Origin of the sequence: Mesorhizobium sp. B263B2A (assembly GCF_020165775.1) — a bacterium.
GTDB classification, from domain to species: Bacteria; Pseudomonadota; Alphaproteobacteria; order Rhizobiales; family Rhizobiaceae; genus Mesorhizobium; species Mesorhizobium opportunistum.
Genome location: NZ_JAIUIU010000002.1, coordinates 202546 through 215009, shown reverse-complemented (window position 1 = coordinate 215009; position 12464 = coordinate 202546). Strand labels below are relative to the sequence as shown.

The 12464-nt window shown below is 62.4% G+C and carries 16 protein-coding genes; 8 read left to right on the top strand and 8 right to left on the bottom strand.

Features of this window, described 5'->3' with window-relative positions; genetic code table 11:
* Positions 1-105 precede the first annotated feature (105 nt).
* Positions 106-1104 carry a LacI family DNA-binding transcriptional regulator gene (locus LB568_RS06345; RefSeq protein ID WP_013894012.1) on the bottom strand — a complete coding sequence of 333 codons (999 nt, stop codon included), beginning with the start codon at positions 1102-1104 and terminating at the stop codon, positions 106-108.
* A 196-nt stretch (positions 1105-1300) separates the two neighbouring features.
* On the opposite strand from LB568_RS06345, the gene LB568_RS06340 reads away from it, so the two are divergent.
* The 5 genes from LB568_RS06340 (at position 1301) to LB568_RS06320 (ending at position 6019) form a co-directional block, all read left to right on the top strand.
* Positions 1301-2341 carry an ABC transporter substrate-binding protein gene (locus LB568_RS06340; RefSeq protein WP_140780254.1) on the top strand — a complete coding sequence of 347 codons (1041 nt, stop codon included), beginning with the start codon at positions 1301-1303 and terminating at the stop codon, positions 2339-2341.
* A 37-nt stretch (positions 2342-2378) separates the two neighbouring features.
* Positions 2379-3416: an ABC transporter ATP-binding protein gene (locus LB568_RS06335; protein ID WP_224729621.1), complete on the top strand. Its 1038-nt coding sequence runs from the start codon at positions 2379-2381 to the stop codon at positions 3414-3416.
* Positions 3413-4300: an ABC transporter permease gene (locus LB568_RS06330; protein WP_224729620.1), complete on the top strand. Its 888-nt coding sequence runs from the start codon at positions 3413-3415 to the stop codon at positions 4298-4300. Before LB568_RS06335 ends, LB568_RS06330 begins: the two co-directional genes overlap by 4 nt.
* On the top strand, positions 4293-5084 hold the full coding sequence (locus tag LB568_RS06325; RefSeq protein WP_013894016.1) for an ABC transporter permease: 792 nt from the start codon (positions 4293-4295) through the stop codon (positions 5082-5084). The genes LB568_RS06330 and LB568_RS06325 overlap by 8 nt, the downstream gene beginning before the upstream one ends.
* 74 nt (positions 5085-5158) lie before the next feature.
* Complete coding sequence (locus tag LB568_RS06320) at positions 5159-6019, top strand: 5'-methylthioadenosine phosphorylase (RefSeq protein ID WP_224729718.1); 861 nt, start codon at positions 5159-5161, stop codon at positions 6017-6019.
* Positions 6020-6317: 298 nt separating this feature from the next.
* Here the strand turns inward: LB568_RS06320 and LB568_RS06315 are convergent, their stop codons facing one another.
* The 7 genes from LB568_RS06315 to LB568_RS06285 form a co-directional block, all read right to left on the bottom strand.
* Positions 6318-7070, bottom strand: a complete 753-nt coding sequence (locus tag LB568_RS06315) for an ATP-binding cassette domain-containing protein (protein WP_224729619.1) — start codon at positions 7068-7070, stop codon at positions 6318-6320.
* Complete coding sequence (locus tag LB568_RS06310) at positions 7063-8223, bottom strand: hypothetical protein (protein WP_224729618.1); 1161 nt, start codon at positions 8221-8223, stop codon at positions 7063-7065. Before LB568_RS06310 ends, LB568_RS06315 begins: the two co-directional genes overlap by 8 nt.
* Before the next feature lie 80 nt (positions 8224-8303).
* Complete coding sequence (locus tag LB568_RS06305) at positions 8304-8705, bottom strand: periplasmic heavy metal sensor (protein ID WP_140780250.1); 402 nt, start codon at positions 8703-8705, stop codon at positions 8304-8306.
* Complete coding sequence (locus LB568_RS06300) at positions 8702-9136, bottom strand: hypothetical protein (protein WP_224729617.1); 435 nt, start codon at positions 9134-9136, stop codon at positions 8702-8704. Before LB568_RS06300 ends, LB568_RS06305 begins: the two co-directional genes overlap by 4 nt.
* Positions 9133-9729, bottom strand: a complete 597-nt coding sequence (locus LB568_RS06295; protein ID WP_224729616.1) for an RNA polymerase sigma factor — start codon at positions 9727-9729, stop codon at positions 9133-9135. Before LB568_RS06295 ends, LB568_RS06300 begins: the two co-directional genes overlap by 4 nt.
* Before the next feature lie 96 nt (positions 9730-9825).
* Positions 9826-10209, bottom strand: a complete 384-nt coding sequence (locus LB568_RS06290) for a hypothetical protein (RefSeq protein WP_224729615.1) — start codon at positions 10207-10209, stop codon at positions 9826-9828.
* A gap of 42 nt (positions 10210-10251) precedes the next feature.
* Positions 10252-10686 carry an EF-hand domain-containing protein gene (locus tag LB568_RS06285; protein WP_013894024.1) on the bottom strand — a complete coding sequence of 145 codons (435 nt, stop codon included), beginning with the start codon at positions 10684-10686 and terminating at the stop codon, positions 10252-10254.
* A gap of 250 nt (positions 10687-10936) precedes the next feature.
* Between LB568_RS06285 and LB568_RS06280 the strand changes: the two genes are divergently transcribed.
* The 3 genes from LB568_RS06280 to LB568_RS06270 are packed head-to-tail and all read left to right on the top strand — an operon-like array spanning position 10937 to position 12320.
* Positions 10937-11359 carry an EF-hand domain-containing protein gene (locus tag LB568_RS06280; RefSeq protein ID WP_013894025.1) on the top strand — a complete coding sequence of 141 codons (423 nt, stop codon included), beginning with the start codon at positions 10937-10939 and terminating at the stop codon, positions 11357-11359.
* A 39-nt stretch (positions 11360-11398) separates the two neighbouring features.
* Entirely contained in the window at positions 11399-11824 is a 426-nt protein-coding gene (locus LB568_RS06275) for a BA14K family protein (protein WP_224729614.1), read from the top strand.
* 52 nt (positions 11825-11876) lie between these two features.
* A complete protein-coding gene (locus LB568_RS06270; RefSeq protein WP_224729613.1) occupies positions 11877-12320 on the top strand; it encodes a VOC family protein in 444 nt (147 codons plus the stop codon).
* Positions 12321-12464 lie beyond the last annotated feature (144 nt).

Genomic DNA, 12464 nt, shown 5'->3' with positions numbered 1-12464 from the left:
GGGCTGCGTGTCCGAGTTGAGCCGGATGGCGGGAAAAATCCTGTCCAAGAGCGTATTGGTTGGGTCGAAAGCGGACATCGCGGTCACCGACTTCTTCCGGTCCGACTATTCGCCAGGATCGAACTCACCTTTGAATAGTACTGTCGCGACCGGTCCAAGCGGATTGGCAATCCGGCTCTCCAGGATTTCGACGAGTTTGCGTCCGACCCCCGCTATGTCCACGAAATGAACGCCGATCTTCGCCGGCAGGAAGCGTGCCAGTCGCGTGCTGTCCCGAGTGACAATGTGGATGTCGCTGCCTGGCACAAAGCCTCTTCTGCCAACAGCGTGTAACGCCCCTAAAAGGCCCAGTTCGTTGGCGCATGCCAAGCCTCTCGGCGGATCTGACGACGCCAGCAGGCGATCGAACCAGGCTGCGCTCGATTCCACCGTGAACATGCCGTGCCCGATCAGCGACTGGTCTATCGGAATACCGGCCTCTGCCATCGCCCTTCCATAGCCGGCGAGACGCATGGTGCTCGCCTGATCCTCCGGAACGAGGAGCTGCAGCGCAATACGTTGGCAGCCCTTGTCCATGAGCCGTCGGGTTGCCTCGTAGGCAATCTGTTCATTGTCGATATCGACATAAGGATACGCGGTATCCAGGTCGGTTCTTCCAAACGCGACGAATGGGATGCGTTCATCCAGCAGCAGCTTGACGCGCGGATCACCCGACACCAGGCGTGTGATGATGAGGCCGTCCGCGCTATGCGCCTGAAGCAGGCGCTGCACGCTTTCGACCGGGTCATCGTCGGGCGTGGTGGAATAGATGGATAGACTATAACCCGCTCTCCTCGCGGCCAGCGTCATGCCCTCGACCAGAGGGAGCTTCGCCAGATCGGAAAGGTAGTCGCGCGTTTCCATCGGTAGCACTGCCGTCAAGGTCAGGGTTCGTCCGGTTTTCAGCGCGCGACCATGATGGTTCGGGACATAGCCGACCCGCTTCGCCACCTCCTTGACGCGCGCCGTGGTCGAGGGATGCACTTCCGGCCCGTCCTTGAGAGCCCGCGATACCGTGGTCACTGAAAGGGAAAGTTCCGCCGCGATCTGTTTTAGATTGGACATGGTCGCCTGAATTCATTTGCGAAAGCGCCGGCTGATTTTGCAGAGCGTCGCAACGTTACCGGATTCCAACTCACGGTCAATCCAAGCTCTTGCTAAAGCAACTTGACTCCATTGTCTTTGGATGCAATCGTAACGTTACGATTAACAAAATAGCTCATTTGAGCGACGTTTCGATGAGTCCTAGGGAGGAGAACCTATGTCTTGGCTGCGCATTTCCTTGGCCGCAATCGCGGTCACCGTTGCCTTGCCCGTTTCGGCCCAGACGGTCACCATCACGACCGCAGGCGGTGATTATGGCAACGCTATAAAGGAGGCCATGTGGGCCCCCGCTGCAAAAGAGCTTGGCTATGATGTCCGCGAGGAGACGCAGAGCGACGGCCTGGCAGCTCTCAAGATGCAGGTCACCTCGGGCGCGGTCTCGACAGACATCATCCACCTGGGCTCGCCGGAAGGCGCGCAGGCGGCCGCACAGTCGCTGCTGGAGCCGCTCGACTACAAGATCATCGATCCAAAGTCCGTGCCGGACGGCGCAAAGTCCGACTACTGCTATCCGTTCGACTCTTATGGCACCGTCATGTCGTGGAACACCAAGACCTATGGCGAGAACCCGCCGAAGACCTGGGCGGAGTTCTGGGATGTCGCCAAGTTCCCGGGCCGTCGCGCTCTCCGCGCCAATGCGCAGGATCTGATAGAGATCGCGCTGCTCTCCGACGGCGTGGCGCCGGCCGACGTCTATCCCGTGCTCAGCACGCCGGAGGGTCTGGATCGCGCCATCAAGCGGCTTGAAGCGATCAAACCGAATGTCTCGGTCTGGTGGACCTCGGGAGCGCAGTCCGCGCAGTTGCTGAAAGACGGCGAGGCGGATTTGCTGGTTACTTGGAATGGACGAGCCCAGACCGTGAAAGCCGATGGCGGCGCGGCCGACTACACGTTCAAGGGTTCCGTCATCGGCACGGACTGCCTGGCGGTGCCGAAGGGGGCGCCGAACAAGGAAGCGGCCATGAAGCTCATCGCGGCGATGACACAGCCCGCCCGCGTGGCGAAGCTGACCGACTTCATCGCCTATGGACCGGTCAATCCTGCCGGCTATGAGGGCGGCCTTATCCCCAAAGACCGTCTTAAGACCCTGGCGACCGCGCCTGAAAACGCAGGCACTTCGGTGTTCTCAAATGCCAGCTGGTGGGTCAAGAACGGCGAGGTCGCCCAAAAGGCCTTTGATGAAATGATGAACCGCTGAGTCTTGAATTCGTCAGCTTCCAAAGCTGGAGCCCGTCATGAAGTCGCTCCCGATCACCATCGACGGCGTGCGCAAGACCTATGGGTCTTATGTCGCGCTGGATGATGTTTCGCTCGACATTCAGGCTGGCGAATTCCTTACGCTGCTAGGGCCGTCCGGATCGGGCAAGACCACGTTGCTCATGGCCCTGGCCGGTTTTGTCCGGCTGGATCGCGGTAAACTCTTGTTGGGTGATCGCGACATCACCCGCCTGGCCCCCAACAAGCGAGACATCGGCATAGTCTTCCAGAACTATGCCCTGTTTCCACACATGAGCGTCCTGGCAAATGTCGAGTATCCGTTGGTGCTGCGCAAGACGCCGAAAGCTGAGGCCCGCCAGAGGGCGCTCGACACTTTGGCCCGCGTGAAGCTCGAAAGTTTGGCGGAGCGCAACATCGCCGCATTGTCCGGCGGCCAGCGCCAGCGGGTGGCGTTGGCGCGGGCGATCGTCTTCGAGCCACGCGTGATGCTGATGGATGAGCCGTTGTCGGCACTCGACAAGAATCTGCGCGAAACCATGCAGTACGAGATCCGGCGTCTGCACGATGATCTGGGGATCACCACGATCTATGTGACGCATGACCAGCGCGAAGCACTGATCATGTCAGATCGGATTGCGGTGATGAATTCCGGCCGCATCCAGCAGATCGACACCCCACAGCGGATTTATGATCGTCCATCGACACGCTTTGTCGCGGAGTTCATGGGTGAGGCCAACATCGTGGCCCCGGGATTTGTGCGCAGAATCGACGGCGCCGACGTGTCGCGCGAAGCATTGATGATCCGCGCGGAAAGCTTTCATCTTGATGCGACCCTCGTCGGGCGAGACGGAGTGGCGCTTGAGGGAATGCTGCGCGCCAAGGCGTTTCGCGGTGAGAACTGGCTTTTGACGCTGACGCTTGACGGCGGGCAAGAAGTCCTCGTCTGCATTCCGGCGGCGCTGGCCAGTGACTGCGCCGAACTTGCCGCCGGTCAGCGGGTGACCGCCTATGCACCAGCAGCGAAAGTTCACGCGATACCGGGAGCGGTGCCGTGACCTTCCTTGCCGATCCTGCTCTCGCAGCAGACGCTCGACGCGAGCGGCGGTTCTTCCTCTCGCTTTCACTGCCTGCGCTGTTCATCGTAGGACTGGCGGCGATACTGCCCATCGCCTGGATCATCCGGCAATCCTTCCTCACCACGGCGGGCGAGTACACCGTCGGCAACTACGAGAAGGTGCTTTCGAGCGGTCTGACATGGTCGGCGCTGGTCACAACCCTTGAACTGTCCCTGGGCACGCTGGCGATCTGCATTCTTCTCGGCACCCCTCTGGCGCTCGCCCTGGCCAGCACCAGACCAAGGGTGGCCAATTTGCTGATGGCCTTCGTCGTGCTGCCCTTGTGGACCTCCATTCTGGTGCGCACCTATGGCTGGCTCGTCCTGTTGCGGCGCGATGGCCTGATCAACGCGGCTTTGACGGGTTCAGGCCTGACGGCCGAGCCATTGCCGCTGGTCTACAACTTCACCGGAACGCTCATCGGCATGGTTCACTACATGCTGCCGCTCTTTCTGCTGCCCGTTTATGCCGCGATGCGCGATATCGACGCCAACCTTGTTCGCGCCTCGGCGAGCATGGGAGCCACACTTGGGCAAACCATCCGCACCGTCATCCTGCCGCTTTCGACCGGCGGCATCTTTTCGGGCTCATTGATCGTCTTCATCTACACCATAGGCTTTTTCATCACGCCGGCGGTGCTTGGCGGCGGCAAGGTAAATCCACTGTCCACCCGGATCGAGCGCACGCTATCGACGTTCCAGGATTGGGGCTCGGCGAGCGTCCTGGGCATTCTGCTGCTCATCTTGATGGCCTTGGTGGGGGTGATGTTCCTGGCTGCGGGGCGGCTGATTGCCGGGCGCAAAGTCGGTACAGCCCATGCTTGAAGCCTATCCAGACAACAGGCTGGCCCGTATCCTCCTGTGGAGCTTTTGCGCGCTCATATTGGCGTTCCTGATGCTGCCGACGCTGGTGGTCGTGCCGCTCTCTTTTTCAGCGTCCGATCTCCTTGAGTTTCCGCCGCGCGCATACTCGTTGCGCTGGTACGAGAATTTCTTCGGTTCGGCGACATGGATGGCCGGGCTGAGGACGAGCCTGATCCTTGGGACATTGACGGCGACGCTCGCAGTGCCCCTGGGGCTGCTGGCCTGCATCTCGACCAACCGGCTCGGCGGAAGGACCGCCTTGGCCATTCAGGGCGCTCTGCTCACCCCGTCCATCGTGCCGGGCATCCTGCTTGCGATCGGTCTCTTCTTTGTGCTCGCGGCGCAACGTCTGGTCGGAACGCTGTTCGGCGTGCTGGTCGGGCATGTGGTGCTGGCCATTCCTGTCGCCTGCATTGTGTTGTTGCCGGCCCTGGCCCGCTTTGACTGGAACCAGGTGCAGGCGGCGCGAAGCCTCGGCGCAAACTGGGCGAGAGCCATTGGCGGAATAATCGTCCCGCAGCTTCAGATCAGTCTCTTGTCGGCCACGTTGATGGCCTTCCTGACTTCACTGGACGAGTCCGTTATTTCGATCTTCGTCGCCAGCGGTCAAAACAGCACGTTGCCGAAGCTTATGTTCCTGTCGCTGCGCGATCAGATCGACCCGACCATTGCGGCGATCTCGACATTGTGGACCGTCATCGTCTTGGTCGCCGTCCTGATCGTGAGCCTTCGCCAAAAATCATGACCGAGACTGGAAACATGCCGACAAATCATCACGCAGCCGTTGCTCCGGCGTATCATTCAACGGACATACCCCAGGTGGGGTTGGCGATCATCACCGGCTCGGCCAACTGGGGGCTTGCCTTCCCGGAAGATGTTAAATTCGAGAGTGTGCGCACCTTGCGGCGCGACATGAGTTTTGAAACGCCTTTCGGTCGCAGCGACAACTGGAAGCTGCTCGAGTTCGATGCGTCGATTACCGTCGAGGGCAAAATGAAACGTGCGTTGTGCATGTATTCGCACGGCAATCCCCGCGACCATATAGACCATTCCTGTCATCGCCGCGCGTTCTGGGTCTTGATGGAAGCGGGTGTGAGGCAAGTGCTGTCCTGCTCGACCATCGGCGCCGTCAACAAGGCGATCAAGCCCGGCGACATGGTCGTGAACGCCGATATCATCGAACTGACCCAGACCCCGTTTTCACTGCTTCCCGGCCGCCAGAGCTTCGATTGCTCGGGCAAGCAGATCGTCTGCCCAAGATGTGCGGCGGTTCTGGTCGAAACCGCCCGCCGTCATTGGCCAGCCGAATGCCGCGTTCATGGCATCGAGCAGCAGTTGGTCGCTGGCCACTGTTACGGTCCGCGGCTGACCACCCCAGCCGAAGCCTTGGCGTTTCGAAACCTGGGGGCGGATGTGCTCAACCATTCGATCGCCCCTGAGGCCACCTTGTCGCGCGAGATAGGCGCGTGTTTCGTGCCTCTTGCGTTCGTGACCGCAGGTTTCAACGACTATATGGACCGCAATCGCCAGGCATTGCTGCAGGAAGACGTGTTGCCGAGCCTCTCTATGACAGCCTCGCGGGTTGCGCTGGAGACCGCGGCACGTCTTCCGGCTAATCCTGAATGCTCTTGCCACGGCTTGAAGTCGCCCCAACCGGCGGAGCGGTCTACCCGGTTCTGAAAAACAGCGACAGAGTCTGCATCGTTCACTCGCGACGATGCTCGCGCCGAACTGAGAGTCCGCTTTTGAAGGTCCCATGCCCGAAACGTCCGGGCTGCTTCAGCCCCATTTCTTGGCGAACCATCCGCTAGCGTATTTACTGTAGAAAACACTGACCCTCGGCGACCAACATATCTTTGTTTGTCGAGGGGTTGCGAAGCGGTTCGCCCAAATTGATTCAAGAAGCTGAGCCAGCCATTTACTTACACCCCGTTGGCAGCTTTGCGCCTCATTCCGGTAGTTCGGGATGCCTTTGCCACTACCTCCTTCGCCAGCTCATGGGTTCCGACAGCGCCTGCATAACGTGGAGCTCAAAGGCGCCGGGCGCGTGGCTGGCCTCGGCCAACTGCCATGCATTCCACTCTCGGGCAATGCTGCCCTCGGCCAGAAGCACCGCGCGGTTGCACAGGCCGGGAACTGCTTCGACTACCTGGGTGGAGATGATGACGGCTTGGTGGCCGCTCGCCGCCGACGCAAGGATGACGCGTTTGACCTCGAAGGCGGCAAGCGGATCAAGGCCGTTCAGGGACTCGTCGAGGATCAGCAGCGGTGGCGCACCGAGCAGAGCCGCGGCAATAGCGATCTTGGCCTGCGTGCCGAGCGAATATTCAGCGATTAGCCGGTCGATCCAGCGCTTGAGCCCGAGCCGTTCGGCGACATTGACGCCAGGCCAGTCGTCTTCGGCGCAGCCGCGGATCGAGGCGACGAGTTGGAGATACTGCCGCCCGGTCAACGCCACCGGCAGATCGGATGGATCGATGGCGAGGCCGAAGCCGGACTTGGCGCGCTCCGGTGCATCGCCAAGGTCGACGCCGTTGATCACTACACTTCCCGCGAGCGGCCGGATCTGCCCGCTGATCGCTCTCAGCAAGGTGGACTTGCCTGAACCATTTGCGCCAAGCAGGCCAAGGATGTCGCCCCGGCCGAGCGAGAGACCGATGCCGCTGACGACCGCGTGGCCACCGTAGCCGGCGCTGAGCCCGCGAACCGCGAGTATCTCGCTGCTACCCATGGCGGTATCTCCGTTGCGCCCGATGCCACAGGAACAGGACAAGGGCGGCAAAGCCGATCAGCACCGTGCGCCCATATTCGAGCGATTCGTAGCTGGTGTAGGCGATGGCGCTGAGGAAGCTCAGCGCGGCGACGAATGGCGCCGTCATGAAATAGGCGGCGAACACCGCATAGGCGCCGTTCAGCGCCAGCAGCCACAAGCCACTGGCGAGCGGCATCGCCCAAGCCGATGGCTCCGCCGCCAGGGCAGCACCTGCCGGCATGAGAAAGAAGGCAAGCGACAATTGCAGGGGCAGCCGCGCCAGCCGCAGCCACGCCCTGACAAAGCCGATTGGAGCCGTGCGCAGTACCGGCGAGCCGAGCGGATGGAAGCGCGCGCTCAGCATGAAGACGAGAAGGCCGCCGGTCAGGCCCGCCATGGCCGCCGGCACGGCGTCGTGATGAACGAGGCTGATTGCTGCGGAAAGGGCCGCGACGAAACCGAAGAAGACGGCCGCCCCCACCAGTCGCCAGGACGCGCGCACATGGCCAGCCGGCAGGCCCAAGGCCCAGCTGGAGAGCCAGGCTGGTGCCGAACGGTCGAAAGCACCGAGCCATGGACGGCGCCTACGCCCATCGCCCAGCGGGCTGGCCTTGTCGTCGAGGCTGATCGTGTCCCGGCCGCGCAGCCGCCAGCCGGCTGCCGCCCACAGGCCGGCGGCAAACAGGATCGCGGCGCCCAGACCCCAGACCGGCGCCAGCGGTTTTGCGATGACGGCGCAGCCAAGACCGACCGCCGCCATGACGGCCGCGACAAGCGGAACACCCATCGCAAAAATCGCCACCGTCGCCATGCGCCGGCGCTCCCGAAGAGAGAGCGGCAACGCGTCCAGGAACGGCGCGAAGGCGCGCGACAAGCAAAGCCTGGCGAGCGCGTTGCCAGCGAAGCCGCCAAGAATGAGAAGCGCGCCCGGCAAACCAAGCAGCCACAGCGCCTGCTCCTGCCGCAGCGTCGCGGATGCCGCCTGCAAAGCGAGAACGATGTCAGCGATGGCATAGGCAAGCAGAGCCGCACCGCCGGCGACGATCCAGGCAAGGTCGCGGCAGCGCATCGAGCGCAAGCCAGCCGAGAGCTCGCGCCGAAGCAGAGTCAGGACAAGCCTGTCGTGCCGCATTGTTCCATCATCGTGATCGCAGACCGTTGGATATCGACATAGGTCGGCGACGATTGTGCCGCCAGTAGGGCCGTCGCGTCTCAACCTCCCACGGCGGCCTTGGCGTTGACATTCTTTAGCGCGGCCAGGAGATAGTCCTGCATGGTCGCCTGCAGGTTGGTCGTTGCGCTGCGCACCGCCGCCATCGCGTCCTTCACCGCCGCTTCGTCAAAGGGTTTGGCTGTTTGTGCCGCTGCCAGATTGGCGCGCGCGGCACGCAGTTCGCGCAGTGCCTGGAAGGTGCGCGCGCGGTTGTCGCGCAGCACGCCACGGAACTCCTTCCTCACCTCGGGCGGATAGCTGCTGGCAATCTCCGACAACAGCACGCGCGCCGCCGCGCCCTGGCGCAGGCCGTGCATGGCATAACCGACCAGGAAGAAGTTGACGGCGAGCGAAAGGGCGAGCAGCACCAGCGTCGCCGTCCATGTCCAGGAACGCTTCAAAGCGAGCCCTCCTCTGACGGATAATCCGCGACAACACCGCCATCGGCCAATGACGATCCCGACGCCAACGCCAGAAGCTCCGTATCCGACGGATCGTCCTGCAGCCGCGCCACCTGGTAGCCGGCCAGCGTCACCGCCACGACCACAGCAGCGGCGCATGCCGCGAACCCGGCTGGACTCAGAAGCAGGCGCGGCAGGAAGGACGGGCCAGCCGAGCCGGCTTCGATGCGAGCCAGCACCTTACGAGCCAGCTCCCGGTCGTCGCCACCGGTCAGCGCCGCCTTTAGCACGAGGCGGTCGAGCGCGGCATCGGGATCGTCAATCCGCTCCACCGCCATCAAGGCCAGCGCCTGCTGGCGGAAAGGCGCCGGCCATGCTTCGACGGTATCGCCGAAGCGGCGCCTGCATCGTTCAAATTCGTCCCGTGTCATGAGGACTTCCTTTCGCGGCCCACGGCCGCCATTGCCAAATGATCCCTGAGCGCGCGCCGTCCGCGGACAAGCAATTGCTCGGCCGAGCCGACGCTGCTGCCCATCACCTCGGCGATCGCCGCGATGTCGAGGTCGCCGACGGCCCTGAGCAGCACCGCCATGCGCTGCCGTTCCGGCAGGCGCGAGAGCCCGTCGCGCACGATCGCCAGTTCCTGCCGCGCCGCGGTCGTCGCTTCGGCATCCGCCTCCGGCGAAGCGACTTCGTCCCTTACGTCGTCCAGCCCGATGAAACTGCGTAGCGCCCTGCGTCGACGCTGGTCGATGCAACGGTTGGCAGTGATCCGGTAGAGCCAGGTCGAAGCCCGCCCTCTGACCGGATCGAATCGCGCGGCCTGTTTCCAGACGGTCACGAACACCTCCTGCACCACATCCTCGGCGTCGCCGGCATTGCCGAGATAGCGCGCGGCAAATATCCGCAGCCCACGGCCATGGCGGGCGATAAGCTCGGACAGCGCGCTTTGGCTGCCAGCGGCGATGCGCGCCAGAAGCTCATCGTCGCGACGGGGCTCATCATGTCGCACGGCGGCGGGCATCCACGGACGAGACTGCTGGTTCGGCGAATCCGAAATTCGCATCGATCAGGAGGAGCACAGAAACGAATTTCGGAATCAAATCCATCACACCAGATGTCAGCGCCGCCAGCGGCGGAAGCCGTGGACCGTGTTGCCGTTCGGGCCGGTGAAGCTGCCGGCCGAACGGCCGCGGAACGGCCCGCGCGCCGACACTCGTTTTCCCGAAAAGGACTGCCCATTCGGCCCGGTGCCAGAATAGCTGCGGGCACAGCGGTCAACAACGCCTCCTATGCATTTTGAGTTGGACGTGTAGGTGCCACCATTGGGACCGGTGCGGGTGGTCGAGCCGGTATAGACGTTGCCGTCCTTGCCAACGCTGCGGCTGATCTCGCCGCCATGCTCCGTCGGGCGCTGCCACTCCTCGGCCGAAGCCGGCGAAGCTGCCGACCAGGCAAGCATCGCACCGAGACAGAACATCGGAATTTTTACCGAAGACAACATTTCGTACTCCTTGTTTTGTAGAGGAATGAGAGCTGCCGATCATCAGTTGGCGTGGTCGGCGATCAGCTTGCGGACAGACGCGATCTCGTCGCCCGAGAGCTTGCCGTCACCGTCCCGGTCCGCGAGGTCGAACAAAGGCATGCTGCTGGCGAATTCCTGTTCAGAGACCTTGCCGTCGCCATTGGCGTCCATGCGCCGCCAGCGGCTGCCGAGCCGCGCCTGCGCGGCATCTGCCCGATCCATGATGGCATCGCGGGCGCTTTCGATCTCCTTCTCGTCGATGACGCCATCGCCATTGCGGTCGAGCCGCCTGAACAGGCGCTCTCGCACGGCTGTCATCTCATCCTTGGAGATGGCGTCGTCGCCATTGGTATCGATCCGTTGCAGGATGCGCTGGCCCGGCATGTCCTGTGCCTGCGCCGCGCAGAGCGGTGCAAGCCCGACGAGCAAGGCCGCAATCAGTACTGAGCGTTTCATGTTGATGTCCTTTCAGTGTCAGGCCGCGGGGGCGACTGCTGACCGATACGCAGCGAGAGCCGTGCTCCTACGCTCGACACTCAAGATTCTTTGCCGGCCTTGAATTTTCTGTCGCGGCGGGGATAGGCGGCTGTGCTGGCCGCACCTCGAAAAAATCATCTCGCTTTGCGTAGGACCACCACAGGCGCTGCGTAGAAGGCTCTGCAAGGACGGTCCGCGGCGGACCATCCGACCCAATGCGGAGATCAATATGAACAAGATCGTCATGGCCTTTGCCGGCCTGCTTCTTGGCGCGGGTAGCGCCTGTGCGGCGGACAGCGGTGCCAGGGAACTCTTCCGGCGCATGGACACCAACGGCGACCGCAAGCTCGAATTCAGCGAAATCCAGGCCGTGCGGGCGCAGATGTTCGACCGGATGGATGCCAACCACAATGGCTTGCTCGACGCGGGCGAAGTGCGCGGGGAAGTGGAACGGGTGAAGTCGAAGCGCGACTTCCAGGCCACGCAATTCGTCGGCTTCCAGGCCCAGGCCAGCCGCATTGACCGCAATGGAGACGGTAAGATTTCGCGCGACGAGTTTGCCGCCTTCATTCCCGGCCGGTTGCTGCAGGCGGACAAGAACGGCGATGGCGCGCTTTCGATTTCCGAACTGCGTGCGCTCCGACGTCAGTAATCCCCGAACCCTTCGACCCCATCCAACAGGAGTGAAAAGATGAAACGGACAATCACGGCATTTTGCGGTTTGATGATTGGCGCCACAGTGCTCGCCTCGCCGGCCGAGGCCTTGCCGGTCACGCAGGCCTCTGCCCCGGCGTCGATCATCACAGCGCCGACGCCGGTCTGGTTTCGGCGTGGCTTCTACGTCGTTGGCGGCGGATACTACTACAATGGCTATCGCGGCTATGTCCGCGTGCGGCCAGGCTATCGCTACTACAATGGCTACTGGTTCCCGGCAGCCGCCTTTGCCGCCGGTGTCGCGGCGGCGACCGTCGCACCGGTAGCGCCAAGTCCGGCGATCCGATTGGAAGCAGCGCATGTGCGCTGGTGTTACGAGCGCTACGTCTCTTACCGCGCCTGGGACAACAGCTATCAGCCCTATAACGGCCCTCGCCAACAATGTTGGTCGCCCTACAGTTGAAGGCTCTTAGCTGAGAGCCTTCAACCCTTTCAAGGCAGCATAGGAGATGACCATGATCGACAATCGCTCGATGCCCGCGAGCACGGTCATACCGGTGCTTTCGTATCCCGAGGTTGAGACGGCCAGCCGGTGGCTTTGCGAGGCATTCGGCTTCGAAATACGGCTGATGATCGGCAATCACCGTGCCCAGCTCTGCTTCGCAGACGGCGCTGTCATTCTCATAGAATTGAAGTCTGGCGGACTGGCGCGGACAGGTGGGCCATTCGCAGTGATGGTACGCGTCGAGGATGTCGACGCGCACCACAGGCGAGCCGCGCGGCATGGCGCAGCTATTCTCAGCAGGCCAACGAGCCATCCCTATGGCGAGCGTCAATATTCCTGCCGTGACCTCGCCGGCCACAATTGGACCTTTTCGCAGTCGGTCGCTGATGTAATGCCCGACGACTGGGGTCGCATCGTCGTGGAAAGCTCAAACGATCCTGATATGGAGAGCTGACACCGATCTGCAGCAGCGACAGTCCATAAGCTTTGGATTGCGATGCCGTTACGACGTGCGCAATGGCTAAGACCAAACTCATCGTGCAAGCGACTGCAGCTGATGACCGTCTCCGAGTTCTGCCACCAGGAAAAGCATTCACGA